Below are 17955 nucleotides of genomic sequence, written 5' to 3' on the forward strand. Positions count from 1 at the left end.
TGGGCCGTGCCGCGCTTCGCGGGTGCATCCGCGAGTAGGTTCTAGGTCGAAACCCGCGCATCGTCAAAAGCGGTTCTAGAACCGGCGCACTAGAGCGGCGCGGCTCGCCTTTGCCGAACGAGCCGCACGGGCATGCACCGCACGCCGCCCTCGCGGCACTGCAGCGACGCGCGCAATGCCCGTGCGGCGGCGCTTCGCGCGGGCGCGGGCGAGGCGCGCCGCCGCGCCTAGCAAGCGCCGGTCCAGCGCCACGCCGATGCGCCGGCCGCCCGCGCGCACGCGCAATGCGATTGGCCGGATCGGACCCATCGATCGACCCGCTGCGCGCTTGGTCCGCGCCCCACCCGGCCCTATGCTGGCTGCCATCCCGCATCGCACGATCGATGCGCCGAACGCCCGCCCCCCAACCGAGCCAGGTCAATGAACCGCGCAGATCCACCGCCTTTCGCGCCCGCCGCCCGCGATTACGCGTACTACCGCGACGCGCTCGCAGGCCGCGCGCTCCCCGCCGCCTTCGTCGACCTCGATCTCGTCGACGCCAATCTCGCAGACCTCGCGCGCCGCGCGGGCGGCCTGCCGATCCGCCTCGCGACGAAATCGGTCCGCTCGCGCGCGCTGATCCGCTCGGTGATGGAAGCCGGCCCGTTCATGCGCGGCCTGCTGTGCTACTCGGCCGCCGAGGCCGCGTGGCTCGCGGACGGCGGCTTCGACGACATCGTCGTCGCGTATCCGACGGTCGAGCCCGCGCACCTGCGCGCGGTCGCCGCGCAACGGCGGCAGCAGCGCACGATCACGCTGATGGTCGACGACGCCGCGCAGGTCGACCGCATCGACGAGATCGCGCGCGCCGAGGGCGTCGTGATCCCGCTCGCGATCGATCTCGACATGTCGTCGGCGTTTCCCGGCCTGTACTTCGGCATGTACCGCTCGCCGGTGCGCGACGTCGCCGGCGCGCTCGCGCTGGCGAACCACATCGCGCGGCGGCCGGGCGTGCGGCTCGACGGGCTGATGGGCTACGAAGGCCAGATCGCCGGCGTGATGGACGCGGTGCCGGGCAGCGCCGCGCGCAACGCGCTGCTGCGCTGGCTGAAGCGGCGCTCCGCGCGGGAAATCCATGTGCGCCGCCAGGCCGTCGCGCAAGCGCTCGCGACGGCCGGCCACACGCTGCGCTTCGTCAACGGCGGCGGCACCGGCAGCATCGAGAGCACGCTCGGCGACGCATCCGTCACCGAGCTCGCGGCCGGCTCCGGCCTCTATGCGCCGGCGCTGTTCGATCACTACGCGACATTCCGCGCGCGGCCCGCCGCAGGTTTCGCGCTGCCCGTCACCCGGCATCCGCAGCCCGGCATCGTCACCTGCTCGGGCGGCGGCTACATCGCGTCCGGCCCGGCCGGCGCGCACCGCCTGCCGCGGCCGTGGCTGCCGGCCGGCTGCGCGCTGATCGGCAACGAAGGCGCCGGCGAAGTGCAGACGCCGCTGCGCGTGCCGCCCGGCGTCGCGCTCGCGATCGGCGAGCCGGTGCTGTTCCGCCACGCGAAGGCGGGCGAGCTGTGCGAGCGCTTCAACACGCTGCTGCTGATCCGCGCGGGCCAGGTGGCCGGCGAGGCGCTCACCTACCGGGGCGAAGGCAAGAGCTTTTTCTAGCGAACGGCGCGGCCGTTTTCCCGCCGCGCGCGGCGCAGCATGCGCGCGGCACGTCATTCACGCATCGGCAACGAGGACACCCCATGTGGCGCAACTGGTCCGGATATGTAAGCAGTCCTGAGGCAACCGTTTCGACACCCGCGTCGCGCGACGCGCTGGCTGCCGTGCTGCGCGAGGCCGCCGCTTCCGGCGCGACCGTGCGCGCGGCCGGCGCGGGCCATTCGTTCTCGCCGCTCGTGCAGACCGACGACGTGATCCTGTCGCTCGACCGGATGCAGGGCGTGATCGACATCGATCCTGAGCGACGCGTCGCGCGCGTCCACGCGGGCACGCGGCTGTGGGCGCTCGGCCCCGCACTCGCCGCGCGCGGCTACGCGATGGAAAACCTCGGCGACATCAACGTGCAGTCGATCGCCGGCGCGACCAGCACCGGCACGCACGGCACCGGGATCACGCTCGGCAACCTGTCGACGCAGATCGAGAGCCTCGCGTTCATGCGCGCGGACGGCACGGAAATCCGCGCGTCGGCCGACACGCACCCCGACCTGTTCGCGGGCGGCCGCATCGGGCTCGGCGTGCTGGGCGTGCTGACCGAGATCGGGCTGCGCGTCGTGCCGTCGTTCCGGCTGCGCCTCGAACGCGGCGCGATGCGTCTCGACGATTGCCTCGCGCAGGCGGATGCGCTGATCGGCCGGCATCGCTCGTTCGAGTTCTACTGGTTCCCGCACACCGACACCGTGCTGACCAAGGCGTGGGACCTCACCGACGACGCGCCCGACACCGCCAGCCGGGCCAGCCGCGCCGCCGAGTCGTTCGTGGAGAACACAGTGTTCGGCGCGCTGTGCGGGCTCGGCCGGCGCGTGCCGGCGCTGTGCCCGTCGCTGAGCCGGCTGTGCGCGTCGACCGTGTCGGCCGGCCGACAGGTCGACGCGAGCCACGCGATGCTGTCCACGGTGCGCCGGGTCCGCTTCAACGAAATGGAATGGGCCGTGCCGGCCGAGCGCGGCGCCGACGCGCTGCGGGAAATCCGCGCGTTCATCGCGCGCCGCACCTTCCCGCTGATGTTCCCGCTCGAATACCGCTGGGTGCGCGGCGATGACATCTGGCTGAGCCCGAACTACGGGCGCGACAGCGTGCACATCTCGGTCCACCAGTATCGCGGGATGCCGTTCGACGCGTACTTCGCGGGCGTGCAGGCGATCTGCCTGAACCACGGCGGGCGGCCGCACTGGGGCAAGGTGCACGGGCTGACCGCGGCCGGCCTCGCGGCCTGCTACCCGCGCTGGGACGATTTCCTCGCGCTGCGCGAACGGATGGACCCGCACGGCCGGTTCCTCACGCCGTACCTGCGCGCGCTGTTCGGCTTGCGGCACGGCGCGTCGGCCACATCGGCCACGTCGGCCACGTCGGCCACATCGGCCCCATCGGCCACATCGGCCACGCCGGCCACGTCGGCCACATCGGCCGCGCCGATTCGCGCCGGCGCGCGGCCGCCGACCGATGCGGCCCGCGCGCTGCATGCCGCGCCGCGCTCCACCGAGGAGAACCGATGAGCACCGCCGCTTCCGGTTACGCAGCCTCGTCCCGCCCCGATCCGTCGCGCGGCGCGGTCGTCCGCCTCGCGCTCGCGTTCGCGGCGGCCACCAACGGCCTGATCCTGTCGCCGTTCCTGGTCGCCGCCGTGATGGCGCGCTTCCGGCTCGACGAAGGCGCCGCCACCGCGCTCGTCAGCGCCGAGATCCTCGGCATCGCGATCAGCTGCGCGCTGTTGCCGCGCCTGATCGCGCGCGCCGCCGGCCCGTTCACGCTGGCCGGCATGCTCGGCGCGATCGCGGGGCAGGCGCTCAGCGCCGTCGCGCCCGGCATCGTGCCGGTTGGCGCGGCGCGCGGGCTGACGGGGCTGTTCGAGGGGATGCTGTTCGTCGTCGTCGCATCGGGCGTGTCGCAGCGCGCGTCGACCGACCGCCTGTGGGGGCACATCAACCTGCTCGCGGGCGGCATCAACGGCGGCATCCTCGTGCTGATCTCGGCGCTGCCGTCCGCGTGGCTCGCGCGGGGGATCTTCGCGCTGCTGGCGAGCGTCGTGGCCGTGCTGGCGCCCGCGATGCGCGGCATCGGCGCGTTCGCGGCGCCGCCGGCGCAGGCGGCCCGCACGCAGGCGCGCGACGGCGGCCTGCCGTGGCGCCCGGTCGTCGCGATCTGGATCGTGACCGCGCTGGTGTACGGCGTGCAGGCATCGCAATGGGCGATCGCCGGCTTCGTCGGCGCGCGCGCCGGGCTGTCGCCGACGACGATCGGCGTGCGGCTGTCGGCGTCGTCGCTGCTCGGCTTCGTCGGCGCGGCCGTCCCCGCGCATCCGGCAAGCCACCGGCATCGCCTCGCGCTGATCTGGGCCGCGCAGCTCGCGATGGTCGCGTCGCTCGAATGGTTCTTCGGCTCGACCGGCGGCGGCGCGTACTTCACGAGCCAGCTCGTGCTGAACGGCGCGTTCTTCGTGATCGTGCCGTTCCTCACGGGCCTGCTGTCCGACGTCGATCCCGACGGCTCGCTCGTGGCCCGCACGCTCGTCGTCACGTTCTTCGCCGCGGGCGTGGGCACCGCGCTGTCCGGCGCGCTGCTCGGTCGCTACGGCGGCACGCGGGTCGCGCACCTGCTGTGCATCGCGGTGCTGGCCGCCGCGCCGTTCGTGCGGCTCGCGCTGAGACGCGCAGCACCGGCCGGCGCGCACGGCGGCGTGGGCCATCCGTCGCGCTGACACGCATCGCGCGTCGCGCCGGTGCACGCGGCATAGGCGGCATCACGCTGGCCGCGACGCACCACGAAAATGGCCGCCGCGGCCTTGGCCCGCGCAAATTTGGCTCTCTACATTCGATCCGGCGGCGCAAGACCGCCAGCCTCTCCCCCATCCGTCCGGAGTTCCGATGACTCGCCGCATGACTCGTCTCGAAAGCATCCGCGCCGCCTGCTGCGCGATGTCGGTCCTCGCCGGCACCGCCGCGCACGCGCAAACCAGCCTGACGCTGTACGGCGTGATCGACGCCGGCCTGCGCTACGAAACGAACGGCGTTTCATACGGGCCCGACGGCGCGCCGCAGGCGACGGGCCGCAAGATCTCGATGGCCGACGGCGGCGGCCTGACCGAAAGCTACTGGGGCCTCAAGGGCAACGAGGACCTCGGCGGCGGCCTGTCGGCGCAGTTCAACGTCGAAAGCCACTTCGGCCCCAACAGCGGCGCCATCGTGCCGGCGAATTCGGACAACTTCTTCCAGGTCGCGTTCGTGGGGCTGACGTCGTCGACGCTCGGCCAGCTGATGCTCGGCCGCCAGTACAACGTCGCGTTCGAAGGCGTGTCGATGACCTACGGATCGAACCTGTGGGCCGGCCCGCAGGATCCGTACTTCAACCTGTTCAAGCCCGAACAGACGATGCTGGCCGGCGCGCGCACCAGCAACATGATCCAGTACATCGCGCAGCTCGGCGGCTTCTACCTGCTCGCGCAATACGCGCCGGGCGGGCATGCGGGCGGCGGCTCGGCCGGCAGCCAGTACGGCGCGGCCGTCGTGTACGCGCCGGACAAGGGGCCGTTCACGCTCGGCGCATCGGCCATGCGGATCCGCGACGACGCCACCAGCGGCCACTTCGACATCTATTCGGGCGGCGGCTCGCTGACGATCGGCAACGCGAGCGTCAACGCCGGCTACATCGTGAACACGCGCGACAACGAATTCACGTCGTTCGCGAACGGCCCGTTCAGCCCGACCGATCTTGCGGCGCTCGGCATCATCTCGCCGGCGCAGGTGGCCGATCCGGCCGCGCCCGGCGGCTTCCGCCGCCGCGAGATGGTGCTCGCCGGGCTGACCTACCGGATCACGCCGGTGCTGACCGCGGCCGTCAACGCATGGTGGACCAACCAGTCCGGCTACGTCGCGAACTTCGACGGCCGCGCGCGCCAGTTCCAGGTGATCGCCGGCTACTGCCTGTCGAAGCGCAGCATGCTCTACGCGGAAGTCGACTACGCGATCTATCGCGGCGGCCTGGCCGGCGCGCAGCTCGTGGGCGTCAACGGCCAGGCGCCGAGCACGGGCACCACGCAGCTCGGCGCGACCGTCGGCCTGCGCCACTACTTCTGAGCGGCCGCGCCGATGTGGCCGGCGGCCGCCGAGGCACCCCGCGCGGGCGGGACGCGTACAATCCGTGGAAAAAAGCTGGGAGCATCCATGGACGATACCACCCGCTATACGACGGCAAACCTGCCGGTTCATTTACTGCGGTGCCTGGCGGAGACAAGCAAGGAACTGGGCATCGACCCCACACGGCTGTGCCTCGGGCTCGGCTTCGACGTCGCGGACCTGTCCAATCCGTCGTGCCGGATTTCGCTGCGCCAGGCGAGCGCGATGATCCGCCGCGCGCTCGAGATGGCACCGCGGCGCGCGCTCGGCCTCGAGCTGGGCGTCAGCGAGACGATCGCGTCGATCGGGCTGGTCGGCTACGCGATGCTGACGAGCCCGACCGTCAAGGATGCGATCGCGGTCGGCATCGCGCTGCAGCGCCACACCGGCCCGCTGATGCATTTCGACCTGACGACCGACGCGCGCTCCCTGTCGATCTACGCGACCAACGTGTTCCTCGAACCCGACATCGAGGCGTTCCTCGTCGAGGAGGCGTTCGGCAGTTTCATGAAGATCGGCCGCTCGCTCGCCGGCGACGGCTTCCAGCCGAAGGCCGTCGACCTCAGCTACCCGCGGCCCGACTACGCGGACCAGTACGCGCGCGTGTTCCAGTGCCCGGTGCGCTTCGAGCAGGAGCACAACCTGTTCGCATGCGACGCCGCCTGGGGCCGCCGCGCGATCGCGACCAGCGATCCGCTCGCGCACCGGCAGGCGCTCGAGTTCCTGCAGACGGCGCTGCCGCCCGAGCCCGAAGGCACCGACTTCCTCGAATCGATCGAGCGGATCGTGCGGCGCGACCTGCGCCACGCGCCGACGCTCGCCGCGATCGCCACGCAGTTGTGCATGAGCGAGCGCACGCTGCGGCGGCGCCTCGCCGATCAGGGCGTGTCCTACCAGGCCGTGATCGACACGATCCGCAAGAAGCGCGCGTTCACGCTGCTCAGCAACCCGCGGCTGTCGATCGAGGATGTCGCGCACGCGGTCGGCTTCAGCGATTCGCACAACTTCCGGCGCGCGTTCAAGCGCTGGACCGGGCATGGCCCGCGCGAGGCGTTCCATGCGATCGGCGCGGCGGCACCGTCCGGCACGCATTGACGTGGTGACGCGGTGACGCGGTGACGCGGTGACGTGGTGACGTGGTGACGTGGTGACGTGGTGACGTGGTGACGCATTGTTGCGGTGACTCGGTGACTCGGTGACACGGTTACGCGGTGACGTGGTGACGTGGTGACGTGGCGACGTGGCGACGTGGTGATGCGGTGATGCGGTGATGCGGTGATGCATTGACGCATTGACGCATTGACGCATTGACGCATTGACGCATTGACGCATTGACGCATTGACGCATTGACGCGATGACGTGGTGACGTGGTGACGCGCGCCCGGACGATGGCCCGGTCGGTTGGCGCGTTCTTGGCCCTGTCGACCGGGCCGTCCGCGCGCTATCGTGTGCAGCGTTCCCCGTTCGTTGAGACGCCCATGACCGCCTCGCTCCGCTTCACTCATCTCGACACGCCGCAGGCGCTGCTGCCCGCCTTCGACGTGATGCGCCAGTTGCGCGCGCACCTGACGGATCCGCACGCGTTCGCCGCGCAGGTCGCGCGGCAGCACGCTGACGGCTATCGCCTGCTTGCCGCATCCGACGCGGGCCGCATCGTCGGTCTCGCTGGCTACCGAACCCTCACTAACCTGCTGTACGGCCGCTTCGTGTACGTCGACGATCTGGTGGTCGACGCCGCAGCGCAACGCGGCGGCATCGGCGCGCAATTGCTCGACGCGGTGCGGCGCATCGCGAGCGAGGCCGGCTGCGCGCAGCTCGTGCTCGACACGGGCCTGCACATGCCGCTCGCGCAGCGCTTCTATTTCCGCAACGGGCTGCTCGCACGCGGCATGCATTTCGCGCAGGCGCTCGCGCCGCTTGCGCCGGCAACGGAGCAAGCGTCATGAAGATCCTGCTGATCAACGCGAGCCCGCACGGCGCAGCCAGCCACGGCTTTCGTCTCGCCGGCGAGATCGTCGACATGCTGCGCGCACGCGTCGCGCCGGGCGCGGCGGCGATCGACGTGACCGAACGCGACCTGGCCACGTTGCCGCTGCCGCCCGTCGCCCGCGACTACGCGCGCGCCATCACGTCGCGCACGCCGGATACCGCGCAGTTCGACCTGTCCGAGGAGCTGATCGGCGAGATCGAGGCAACCGACGCGCTGATCGTCAACACGCCGATGCACAACTTCACGGTGCCGGCGGCGCTCAAGCTGTGGATCGATTACGTGCTGCGCATTCATCGCACGTTCGCGTCGACGCCGGACGGCAAGGTCGGGCTGATGCGCGACCGGCCGACCGTCGTGATCGTCGGGTCGGGCGGCTTCCATCGCGGCGCGCGCGCGCGGCAGCCGGATTTCCTGACGCCGTACCTGCACTATGCGCTCGGCTCGATCGGCATCCGCGACGTGCAGTTCCTGCTGCTGCAAGGGCTCGTGGCAGGCGAAGCGGCCGTGGCCGAAGCGCTCGATACGGCGCGCGCCGAGCTGGCCGGCGGCTCGGTGTTCGCGGCGCTCGCCGCGCACGCGGCCGGCCGTGCGCGCGCCGACGCAACTGCGGCGGTGCCGGGCGCTTGACGCCCCCGGGGCGCGACGTGATGCGCGTCAGCCATCCAGACACGCGCGCAGCGTGCGCGCGTGTCGCCCGGCCTCCCGCGCGTCGGCGATATTCGCGAAGCCCATCACCAGCCCGCGCGGCGTAATCCGCGCGCGCGGGTTCGCATACCAGGTCGACAGCGGCACCACCGCGAGCCCCGCGTCGCGGGCGCGCGCCGCGACCGCGACATCGTCGACACTGCCGTCGGCGAACCGCACCGCGAACTGGATGCCGCCGGACGGCGGATCGACGATCAGCCGTTCGCCGAACGCCTGCCGCAGCGCCTGCACGATCAGCATGCGCCGCTCGGCGTACAACGCGCGCATCCGCTTCAGGTGGCGCGCGAAATGCCCCTGCTCGATGAAATCCGCCGTGGCCGCCTGCAACAGCGTCGGCGAGCCGGCGTTCATGCTGAGCGCGACCCGGCCGATGCGCTCGATCGCGCGTTCCGGCACCACCGCATACGCGAGCCGCAAGCCCGGAAACATCACCTTGCTGAACGTGCCGCAATAGATCACGCGATCGCGCCGGTCGAGGCGCTTCAGCGCCGGCAGCGGCCGCCCCTGATAACGGAATTCGCTGTCGTAGTCGTCCTCGATGATCCAGCTCGACGCGTGCTCGGCCCAATCCAGCAGCGCGATGCGTCGCGCGAGCGACAGCGTGTGCCCGAGCGGGCTCTGGTGCGACGGCGTGACCAGCGCGAAGCGCGCGTCGGCGTCCAGCTGGGTGCCGCGCTCGACGTCGATGCCTTCGCCGTCGACCGGCACCGGCACGAGCCGCACGCCGGTCTCGTTCAGGAAGCCGCGCGCGAGCAGGTAGCCGGGATCCTCGAACCACATGCGATCGTCCGGGCGCGCCAGGCTGCGCAACAGCAGTTCGAGCGTCGCGCGATAGCCGCCGGTCACGAAGACCTGTTCCGGCACGCAGGTCACGCCGCGCGACAGCCCGAGATAGGTCGCGATGTGCTCGCGCAGCGGCCCGTAGCCGGCCGGATCGGGATACGCGAGGCTCGCGCGTTCGCCGCTGCGCGCGCGCTGCGACACCAGCCGGTGCCAGACCTTGCGCGGAAACGCGTCGAGCGCGGGCAGCCCCGGCTGCAACGGCCGCGGCTCGCCGCTCATCGCGACGGCGAGCGCCTGCAGGCGCGGTGCCGCCGCCGGCCGCCGCGCCGCGCCGTTGCCTTCGGCGCCCGGCTCGCGTGCGCTGCCCGCGCCCGGCGCGCGCGATGCGCGCGTGACGGCCGCCGGCAGCGACGGCGACACGAACGTGCCCGCCGCGCCGCGCATCTGCAGGTAGCCCTCGTCGACCAGGATCGAATAGGCGAGCTCGACGGTGCCGCGCGCCGTGTTCAGCTGCGTGGCGAGGCCGCGCAGCGCGGGCACGCGATCGCCGGGATGCAGATGGCCGGCGGCGATCGCGGTCCTGAAGCGTTCGCAGATCTGCAGGTAGATCGGCTGTTGATGGTGCCGGTCGATTTCGATGGTCAGGGCGGGGGACGGTGCGGTCATGACGGTCTCGCGGGCGACGGGAGCGGAAGCAGCATGGATCAGTCGGATCGGCGATTCTTGGCACTTATCGCCGGGACATGATTCTCCCAGAATAGCCTCACGCGATGCGACGGTGTCGCCTACATTCAAACGAGACGGCACCCGTCGGCCATCCCGCTCGTTCAACTGCATTCATCTGGAGGTTTTGCCATGAAGATCGTCGTCATCGGAGGATCGGGCCTGATCGGTTCGCGCGTCGTCACGCTGCTGCGCGAGGCCGGCCACGAAGCGCTCGCCGCGTCGCCGCGCAGCGGCGTCGACACGATCACGGGCGCGGGCCTGAGCGACGCGCTGGCGGGCGCGGACGTCGTCGTCGACGTGGCCAACGCGCCGTCGTGGGAGCCGCAGGCGGTGCTCGACTTTTTCCGCACGTCGGCCCGCAATCTCGGCAAGGCCGAAGTGGCCGCGGGCGTGCGCCATCACGTCGCGCTGTCGATCGTCGGCACCGACCGCATGCCGGGGAACGCGTACTTCGCCGCGAAGGTCGCGCAGGAAGCCGCGATCGAGGCGGCGGGCGTCCCGTACACGATCGTGCGCGCGACGCAGTTCATGGAATTCCTCGGCGGCATCGCCGACACGGGCACCGACGGCGGCACGGTGCGCGTCGGCGACGGGCTGTTCCAGCCGATCGCGGCCGACGACGTCGCGGCGGCCCTCGCGCAGACCGCGCTCGCCGCGCCGCTGAACGGCACCGTCGATATCGCGGGCCCCGATCGCGCGCCGTTCGCGGAAATCATCGCGCGCTACCTGAAGGCGATCGGCGATACGCGCCCGGTGGTCACGGATCGGGACGCGCCGTACTTCGGCGGCCGCGTCGAACAACAGTCGCTCGTGCCGCTCGGCGAAGCGCGGATCGGGCAGATCGGCCTCGATCAGTGGCTCGCACGGGCGCGGCAGGCAGGCTGAGCGAAAGCGGCGCTGCGGACGCGACACGACAGGTTTTTCATGTCAGCAATATGTCGATCGCGTCCGTAAAACGCGCCGAAAAGTTTCATCCATTCAAACCATGCCGCGATGCCCCGAGTTCGTTTTCCACATATTCGACACTCGTTTGAAAATGCGGGACACATGGACCGATAAACCCCTTCATTGACAGGGTGAATGCCCATATAAACAACATCAATAATCCGGCCGAATATCCAGCCATTCAAAACACGGCCATTGCAGCCGACCAGCCCGCACCCCCGCACCCCGCTCCGTCCGTATCGCGCTCAGCCTCGCCCTGCCTGAGATTCACGCCTCCCCCTTGCCGTCGCATTCCGCCGACGCAATGACGCCGCAGCATCCAATGCATCAGACAAGATCATTTCAGATTTCTCACCAATATCTGACTCGATGCACGCCGATACAATGAATAATTAATTTATTCGCAAGTATCTTGTAAATATGAAATTGACCTCCTAGCATGGCTTTGCAGTTCACATTACCTCTCACGTTTTGCGCTGCTAGTTAATACATTTTCAATCGTCTCGCATTCGTTATCTGGGGGATTACATGAAGAAACTGTCCAGCCTGCTGACCGTCACCGCGATTTCCCTCGCCAGTTTCGGCGCGTTCGCGCAAGCCGGCGACCAGCAGGCCCCGGTCGACCGGGCGCTGCAACTGATCCAGCAAAACCCGGCCGCGTTCAGCGTGGCCGCCGGCCATGCCGCGCGCTCGCTGAAGTTCGCGGCCACGCCGGCGGGCGCCCCGGTGGAGGGCGACCAGTTCAAGGTGCACGACGTGGTCGTCGATCCCGACGGCACCGAACACGTGCGCTTCGATCGCTTCTACTCGGGCCTGCCGGTGATCGGCGGCGACGTCGTCGTCCACTCGAACCAGGGCCAGCTGAAGCAGGCGAGCCTGACCCAGCCCGCGCCGATCGATCTCGCCGGCAAGATCGGCAAGGCCGGCGACCGCTACGTCGTGCGCAATGCACCGGACGTCGGCGCGGCCACGGCCCGCCGCGTGGCGGTCGCGCGCTTCGGCTCGGAAGTGCGCCGTGTCGACAATGCGGAGCTCGTGGTGTTCGTGCGCGACGTCGCGCCGACGCTCGCCTATGCGGTGCGCGTGTACGGCAAGTCGACCGACGTGCACGGCGACGCCGTGCTGTACTACGTCGACGCGCGCACGGGCAAGCTGCTCGACGCGCAGGACCTGATCAAGACCGCCTCGGCAACCGGCACCGGTCGTTCGCTGTACTACGGAAACCTTTCGCTGACCACCGACCAGCTCGGCACGAACTCGTACCGGATGCTCGATCCGACCCGCGGCAGCGGCTCGGTGTACGACGGCCGCGGCCTGACCTCGGACGACGTCGAACAGGCCACCGACCTGCCGATCTTCACGAGCAGCACGAACGTGTGGGGCAACAACTCGACCACCAACCGGCAGACCGTTGCCGCCGACATCGACTACGGCCTCGCGCTCACGTGGGATTACTACCGCAGCGCACACAACCGCAACGGCATCTTCAACGACGGCCGCGGCGTGCGCAGCTATGCGCACGTGGTGTTCAACACCGGCAGCGGCACGACCGGCGCGAACGCGGCGTGGCTCGGGTCGCAGGTGATGGTGTACGGCGACGGCCAGCCCGGCACCCGCCTGCCGAACCCGGTCGTGTCGGTCGACGTGGCCGGGCACGAGATGAGCCACGGCGTAACCGAAGCCACCGCGAACCTGAACTACTCGGGCGATGCGGGCGGCCTCAACGAGTCGACGTCGGACATCTTCGGCACGCTCGTGAAGTTCTACGCGAACAACCCGAACGATCCGGGCAACTACGTGATCGGCGCGCGCGTGACGTCGGGCGGCCTGCGCAAGATGTACAAGCAGGATCTCGACGGCCGCTCGTACAGCTGCTATCCGTCGGGCGGCTTCTCGTGGGCGAATCCGCGTCATGATCCGCACTACACGTCGGGCGTCGGCAACCGCTTCTTCTACCTGCTGGCGGAAGGGCCGGTGGTGCCGTCGACCGACACCGGGCTGTCGAGGAGCCAGCTGGTCTGCAATGGCGACACCAGCTTCAGCGGCCTCGGCCGCGACAAGGCCGGCAAGATCTGGTACCGGACGCTCACCGTGTACCTGAACGCCAACTCCAGCTACCCGAACGCGCGGCGCGCGTCGATCCAGGCCGCGACCGACCTGTACGGCGCGAACTCGGCCGAGAGCGCGGCGGTGGCGCGTGCGTGGAGCGCGGTCGGGGTGAATTGATGGCGCTTGCGCGGGTGCATTGAACACCCGAGGGTCGCGCGGCGGAACGTCGACTCGGACGAAATCGAGCCGATCGAGGCCGCGCGACACTCAGGCATCCGAACGGAAGGCGCCGTTCCCGGGCGCCTGCTCACCGGCCCCGCTCGCCCATCCCGTGAAGTTTCAGCGCGATTTCCAGCTTCGCGATCCACGCCGCGTCGTCGAGCCGGGCGCCCAGGATGTTTTCGATCCGCTCGAGCCGGTGGTCCAGCGTATTCGGATGAATGCCCAGCGCGGCGGCGGTCACTTTGCGGCGCTGCAGGTTCGCGAAGAAGGTCTCGAGCGTCAGGATCAGGTCCTGCTCGCCGGACAACTCCCGCATCAGCGACAGCAGGTAGTCGAGCGCGCTGCCGTCGCTGCGAATGCACTCGCCGATGACGATGTCCGAGTAGCGGTGCAGCTTGCCGTCGCCGCCCCGGTGCCGGCCGGCATCGAGCGCCCGAATCGCCTCGTCGGCCGACGTCGCCCATCCTTTCGCGCCAACGCCCGACAACCCCATGCCGATCGCGCCGATGCCGCCCGCGCCGTCGAGCCATGCCGTCATGCAGGCCTGCACGCGCCGGTCGCTCGCGCTCGCCGCTTCGCCGGGATCGCATGGCGCCCAGATGACGAGGCGATCGCGGTGCCAGACATCGACGACATCGTCCTTCCGGCACTTCAGGTAGCGCGCCGCCGACAGCACGACGCGTTCGCGCTCGCTGTCCGATCGCATCGCCCCGCGATCGAGCCGATCGCAGTCGATCGCCAGCGCGATTCGCGGCGAAGCGTGGTCCAGCCCCAGCGCCTTGGTCGCCTTGCGGAACGCATCGTCGTCCGCGACATGGCTGAAGACGATCTCGTGCAGTTGCTGACGCAGCGCGTCGCGCCATCGCGCCTGTCGATATTGCTCGTCGAGGTAGGCCTGCGAGATCAGCTGCACCATGTAGTCGAAATACTCCATCAGATAGGGCGACAGCACGAACAGCAGCTCGTCGCGCAAATCGTCATGCTGGCTGCCGAGCTCCGCGCAAACCCGCCACAACTCGCGCGGCCCGACCCAGAAGGCCCGCAGCAACGCAGACAGCGGAATGCCCTGATGAACGCGCCGGCGCCCGAATTCCCGCAGACCTTCCAGCTCCGTGGAGGACGGAAACGTGCCCGTGGCCACCGATTCGAACCACAATCGCTGCGACACCTCGATCGAGTCCATGATGTCCTTCCGCATCGCGGAAGTCAGGCCGTCGTAGCCGCCGATGCGGGTCAGCGCCGCATACGTGCGCTCGATGATGGTCGACGGGTCCGCCGCAAGCGCGCGCACGCTGTCGCGCATCAGCGCCGACGTTGCGGGAACGTCGACGGGCGTCATGGTGGATTCAACCTTTCTGTTCTTGGCAGCCATCGGCCATTCCCGTTCATTCGATTCACGGCGCGACACGCGCGGCTCACGCCCCGCAGGGGATTGTGAAAAACCACATCGTCGGCCGCACCTTGTCCCATTTCCCGCGCCGCGACGCTCGGATAACGTAGTCGGCATCGCCCGACGAAGGCAGTCATTTTTTCAGATTTCGGCGCGCAGGTCACCGCGCCGGATATCGACACGGGCAATGAATCGGAGCAACTGCATCATGAACCCGGCAATCTCGCCGAACGCCCCCGGCACGGGAACGCAGCCGGCCGGCGACGGGCTCGGCTACCTGCTGAAACGAACCCAGGCCGTCATGTGCCGCACGCTGTCGCGGCGCACCGAAGCCGAACTGGGCGTGACGGACACCCAGGCGCGCCTGCTGCTCATGCTCGCCAGCCGTTCCGCTCGCACGACGGCCGAGCTCGCGCGGGAATGCGAGGTGAACGCCAGCGCCGTGACACGGATGATCGACCGCCTGGCGCAGCGCGGCCTGCTGACGCGCACGGATTGCGACGAAGACCGGCGAATCGTCGGACTACACGTCACTGAGCCGGGGCAGGCGGTCGCCACCCGGATTCCGGCGATCGCCTCGGCGGTGTCCGGCGCGTTGCTGTCCGGCTTCCGTGCGGACGAGATCCATGCGCTCGAGCGCCTGCTCGGCCGCCTCGTCGCGAACGGAACGCATCACGCCTGAACCGCGCTCGCGCGCGGCGAGCCCGGGCGCTCACGCTGCCGTATGCTCCGGACATCGAAGGGTCGCTTCATCCGCGCTCAGCAATGCGGGAAACGCATCCTCGATGAAGTCGACCCAGGTTCGAACCGTGTCGTCCCGATAGCGTGGCGGCGAATACAACGCGTAAGCGCTCATCCCCGCTGCGCGGTAATCGGGCATGATCCGCACGAAGTCGCCGTTGCGCAGCCCGGCGGCCGCCGAACCCATCGGCAAGACCCCGATCCCCATCCCTTCCCGAACCGCCGTCGCCAGCGCTTCCGCGACGTTGACCCGGACTTCCGGCCGCACCGGCACCGTCGTCTCCTTGCCGTCCGGCCCGGCCAGCACCCACTCGTCCGGCCGGAAACCCGGCACCGCGAGGCCCAGGCAAACGTGGTCGGCCAGATCGCGGGGGCCTTGCGGCGCGCCATGCCGTGCGATGTATTCGCGCGACGCACAGACGATGCCGAAGATCTGCCCGAGACGCCGCGCGGCCAATCCCGGTTCGGGCGCCTGCCGGCGAAGCGCCAGTGCCATGCTGGCCCCTTCGCCGAACAGATCGGGCATCCCGTGCGCCAACGCAAGCTCGACCCGAACGTCGGGATAGCGCCGCCGATAGCGCGCGATCAGGGACATGACGTAACGCTGCCCCAATTCCGACGAAGCATGGATCTTGAGCTTTCCGGCGGGGCGCATGCCGCCGCCGGCGGCTTCGGCTTCCGCGGCGTCCACGCACTCGAGAATCCGTTTGCAGTGCCTGATATAGCGTTCACCGGCCGGCGTGAGCTGCACGCGTCGGGTCGAACGATCCAGCAGGCGCGCGCGCAGCGATGTCTCCAGCGCGGCAACGATGCGGGAGACCGACGTGACCGACACGTTCAACTGTCGAGCGGCCTCGGTGAAGCCATTCGCGTCCGCCACCCGCACGAAGATCCGCATCGCCCGCAGCGTGTCGATGCTGCGTTTCCCGGTCCTGTCACGGCGGATTTGCCTGACGAATGCGTCGGCATCGCTATCGCAGAGGGCAGGCGCCACGCCGGCGATGGGCCGGCGATCCAGGTCGGGCGGCAGCATGGTCATCGATTCCGGCACGGCTGGACCGGCGACGCCGGCGCGGCACGCGCATGTGCTTCGTCCATCGCCCGCACCCCTGCCGCGATCCGCTCCGCCAGCTCGCCGAGCGCCCGCCGGTGGCCCGCGACGAGCGCGTCGTAGCCGCTTCCGACCGGTTCGGCGACGCTCGTGCGGCAGGTCATCACCGCCTGCGTGCCGACCGCGCGCACGCTCCACACCGCGTCGATTGCCGCGTGTTTGGCCTGCCACGATTCGAAGCGCTGCACGTCGACGCTCACCCGATACACGGGCACGCCGGCCGGATGCGCGGCATTCGCGACGTCGATCGTGCCGAGCCGTGCGGCGAGATCGTCGGACAGCGCGCGACGGATCTCGTCGGCGGGCGGCGACGCCCAGCGTTCCAGTTCGAGCACGTCGACCTGCGCGCCGTTCTTCTGCACGACGAGCTGGTTTTTCGCGACCTGCTCGGGCACGCCGACGGCCGGCACCTCGATCAGGAACGGCGGGTTGGCAGGTGTGGCGCGGGTTGAGGCCGCGGCGTCCGCGGAGGCGAGCGTGTAGAACCGCGCGGGCGGCGACGCGCACGCGGCAAGCATCAGTGCGGCGGCCACCGCGCAAGCGGCGAACGTCGCGCCGCGCACGTGTCGTGTCAGGCGATCGATCATTTCCTGTCTCCGGGTTTGCCTTGCAGCAACGATTCGGGGTGGCGTTCCAGATAGTCGGCGAGCGCGTTCAGCGATTGCAGCGTATGCGTGAGTTCCTTCAGCGCGCCGCGCACGTCGGACTGCAGCGGCGAATCCTGCTGCAGCGTCGCTTCGGCCGTCGCGAACGTCTGCTTCGCGGCCGACAGCGTGTCGCGCGCCTCGGGCATGACCTGCGTGTCGAGCTGCCTGAACAGACGGTCGGCGTTCGCGAGCGTGCTGTTCAGGTTCTTGCCGATCTGCTCGAACGGCACCTTGTCGAGCTTCTTCGCGATATCGGCGACCTGCACCTGCAGTTCGTCGAGCGTGTTCGGCACGGTGGGCAGTTCCATCACCGGCTTCGTGATGTCGATCGACTCCGCCCGCGCCTGCGGGAAGAAATCGAGCGCGACGTACAGCTGGCTCGTCAGCAGGTTGCCGGTGCGCAGCTGGCCGCGCAAACCGTAACTGGCAACCAGCCGCTTCAGGACCAGCCGGCGCGCGGCATCGCCCTTGTCGCCGACCGCGTCCCGGAAGCGCTTGCCGAGCCGATCCGGATAGATGTTCATCGTCACCGGCATCGTGAAATTCTTCGCCTTCGGGTCGTAGTCGATGCCGATGCTCGTCACTTCGCCGAGCACGATGCCGCGGAAGTCGACCGGCGCGCCCACCGCCAGCCCGCGCAGCGACTGGTTGAAATTCATCACGACCTGTACCAGTTCGCCATCCGGGTCGCGCATCGCGTCGGTCTCGTCGGCGGCGAGGCGGAACGTCGTGTTGCCCGGCGCCGTCGCGCCCGTGGTCTGGTTCGGCGGCGTCTGGAACGCGATGCCGCCGAGGATCACCGTCGCGAGCGACTGCGTGTTCAGCTTCAGCC

The 17955-nt window shown here is 69.7% G+C and carries 15 protein-coding genes; 10 read left to right on the forward strand and 5 right to left on the reverse strand.

Annotated features, from left to right (window positions below; all coding sequences use genetic code 11):
• Positions 1–420 precede the first annotated feature (420 nt).
• The 7 genes from HWY45_RS34775 to HWY45_RS34805 all read left to right on the forward strand — a co-directional run bounded on the left by HWY45_RS34775 (position 421) and on the right by HWY45_RS34805 (position 8431).
• Complete coding sequence (locus HWY45_RS34775) at positions 421–1644, forward strand: amino acid deaminase/aldolase (protein ID WP_059882915.1); 1224 nt, start codon at positions 421–423, stop codon at positions 1642–1644.
• Positions 1645–1727: 83 nt separating this feature from the next.
• Positions 1728–3197, forward strand: coding sequence for a D-arabinono-1,4-lactone oxidase (locus tag HWY45_RS34780; protein ID WP_081069803.1), 1470 nt, complete (start codon positions 1728–1730; stop codon positions 3195–3197).
• Positions 3194–4399: an MFS transporter gene (locus tag HWY45_RS34785; protein ID WP_059882911.1), complete on the forward strand. Its 1206-nt coding sequence runs from the start codon at positions 3194–3196 to the stop codon at positions 4397–4399. Before HWY45_RS34780 ends, HWY45_RS34785 begins: the two co-directional genes overlap by 4 nt.
• A gap of 178 nt (positions 4400–4577) precedes the next feature.
• Positions 4578–5774 carry a porin gene (locus HWY45_RS34790; protein ID WP_059882909.1) on the forward strand — a complete coding sequence of 399 codons (1197 nt, stop codon included), beginning with the start codon at positions 4578–4580 and terminating at the stop codon, positions 5772–5774.
• Positions 5775–5861: 87 nt separating this feature from the next.
• The gene (locus HWY45_RS34795) at positions 5862–6908 is read left to right on the forward strand and encodes an AraC family transcriptional regulator (RefSeq protein ID WP_059882907.1); all 1047 of its coding nucleotides are present in this window, start codon (positions 5862–5864) and stop codon (positions 6906–6908) included.
• 384 nt (positions 6909–7292) lie between these two features.
• The gene (locus HWY45_RS34800) at positions 7293–7760 is read left to right on the forward strand and encodes a GNAT family N-acetyltransferase (protein WP_059882905.1); all 468 of its coding nucleotides are present in this window, start codon (positions 7293–7295) and stop codon (positions 7758–7760) included.
• The gene (locus HWY45_RS34805) at positions 7757–8431 is read left to right on the forward strand and encodes an FMN-dependent NADH-azoreductase (protein WP_059882904.1); all 675 of its coding nucleotides are present in this window, start codon (positions 7757–7759) and stop codon (positions 8429–8431) included. Before HWY45_RS34800 ends, HWY45_RS34805 begins: the two co-directional genes overlap by 4 nt.
• A 27-nt stretch (positions 8432–8458) precedes the next feature.
• Here the strand turns inward: HWY45_RS34805 and pdxR are convergent, their stop codons facing one another.
• Positions 8459–9958, reverse strand: coding sequence for a MocR-like pyridoxine biosynthesis transcription factor PdxR (gene pdxR, locus HWY45_RS34810; RefSeq protein ID WP_059882901.1), 1500 nt, complete (start codon positions 9956–9958; stop codon positions 8459–8461).
• A 189-nt stretch (positions 9959–10147) separates the two neighbouring features.
• Here pdxR and HWY45_RS34815 point away from each other — a divergent pair, with 189 nt between their 5' ends.
• On the forward strand, positions 10148–10903 hold the full coding sequence (locus tag HWY45_RS34815; protein WP_059882899.1) for an SDR family oxidoreductase: 756 nt from the start codon (positions 10148–10150) through the stop codon (positions 10901–10903).
• A 588-nt stretch (positions 10904–11491) separates the two neighbouring features.
• Complete coding sequence (locus HWY45_RS34820; protein ID WP_059882897.1) at positions 11492–13189, forward strand: M4 family metallopeptidase; 1698 nt, start codon at positions 11492–11494, stop codon at positions 13187–13189.
• A 130-nt stretch (positions 13190–13319) separates the two neighbouring features.
• Here the strand turns inward: HWY45_RS34820 and HWY45_RS34825 are convergent, their stop codons facing one another.
• On the reverse strand, positions 13320–14573 hold the full coding sequence (locus tag HWY45_RS34825) for a PucR family transcriptional regulator (protein WP_059882895.1): 1254 nt from the start codon (positions 14571–14573) through the stop codon (positions 13320–13322).
• Positions 14574–14832: 259 nt separating this feature from the next.
• Here HWY45_RS34825 and HWY45_RS34830 point away from each other — a divergent pair, with 259 nt between their 5' ends.
• Positions 14833–15306, forward strand: coding sequence for a MarR family winged helix-turn-helix transcriptional regulator (locus tag HWY45_RS34830; RefSeq protein WP_059882953.1), 474 nt, complete (start codon positions 14833–14835; stop codon positions 15304–15306).
• 30 nt (positions 15307–15336) lie between these two features.
• Here the strand turns inward: HWY45_RS34830 and HWY45_RS34835 are convergent, their stop codons facing one another.
• From HWY45_RS34835 to HWY45_RS34845, 3 genes are all read right to left on the reverse strand, one after another.
• On the reverse strand, positions 15337–16281 hold the full coding sequence (locus tag HWY45_RS34835) for a LysR family transcriptional regulator (RefSeq protein ID WP_059882951.1): 945 nt from the start codon (positions 16279–16281) through the stop codon (positions 15337–15339).
• Positions 16282–16400: 119 nt separating this feature from the next.
• Positions 16401–17051: a PqiC family protein gene (locus HWY45_RS34840; RefSeq protein WP_414143461.1), complete on the reverse strand. Its 651-nt coding sequence runs from the start codon at positions 17049–17051 to the stop codon at positions 16401–16403.
• A gap of 8 nt (positions 17052–17059) precedes the next feature.
• A partial coding sequence (locus HWY45_RS34845; RefSeq protein WP_176118437.1) for a PqiB family protein occupies positions 17060–17955 on the reverse strand: 896 nt, incomplete at its 5' end.

Source organism: Burkholderia stagnalis (assembly GCF_902830275.1).
GTDB classification, from domain to species: domain Bacteria; phylum Pseudomonadota; class Gammaproteobacteria; order Burkholderiales; family Burkholderiaceae; genus Burkholderia; species Burkholderia stagnalis.

What these genes read in the sequence shown, in the direction of transcription:
- HWY45_RS34775 (WP_059882915.1), top strand. Translation starts at nt 421, where the DNA reads ATGAACCGCGCAGATCCACCGCCTTTCGCGCCCGCCGCCCGCGATTAC.
- HWY45_RS34780 (WP_081069803.1), top strand. Translation starts at nt 1,728, where the DNA reads ATGTGGCGCAACTGGTCCGGATATGTAAGCAGTCCTGAGGCAACCGTT.
- HWY45_RS34785 (WP_059882911.1), top strand. Translation starts at nt 3,194, where the DNA reads ATGAGCACCGCCGCTTCCGGTTACGCAGCCTCGTCCCGCCCCGATCCG.
- HWY45_RS34790 (WP_059882909.1), top strand. Translation starts at nt 4,578, where the DNA reads ATGACTCGTCTCGAAAGCATCCGCGCCGCCTGCTGCGCGATGTCGGTC.
- HWY45_RS34795 (WP_059882907.1), top strand. Translation starts at nt 5,862, where the DNA reads ATGGACGATACCACCCGCTATACGACGGCAAACCTGCCGGTTCATTTA.
- HWY45_RS34800 (WP_059882905.1), top strand. Translation starts at nt 7,293, where the DNA reads ATGACCGCCTCGCTCCGCTTCACTCATCTCGACACGCCGCAGGCGCTG.
- HWY45_RS34805 (WP_059882904.1), top strand. Translation starts at nt 7,757, where the DNA reads ATGAAGATCCTGCTGATCAACGCGAGCCCGCACGGCGCAGCCAGCCAC.
- pdxR (WP_059882901.1), bottom strand. Translation starts at nt 9,958, where the DNA reads ATGACCGCACCGTCCCCCGCCCTGACCATCGAAATCGACCGGCACCAT.
- HWY45_RS34815 (WP_059882899.1), top strand. Translation starts at nt 10,148, where the DNA reads ATGAAGATCGTCGTCATCGGAGGATCGGGCCTGATCGGTTCGCGCGTC.
- HWY45_RS34820 (WP_059882897.1), top strand. Translation starts at nt 11,492, where the DNA reads ATGAAGAAACTGTCCAGCCTGCTGACCGTCACCGCGATTTCCCTCGCC.
- HWY45_RS34825 (WP_059882895.1), bottom strand. Translation starts at nt 14,573, where the DNA reads ATGACGCCCGTCGACGTTCCCGCAACGTCGGCGCTGATGCGCGACAGC.
- HWY45_RS34830 (WP_059882953.1), top strand. Translation starts at nt 14,833, where the DNA reads ATGAACCCGGCAATCTCGCCGAACGCCCCCGGCACGGGAACGCAGCCG.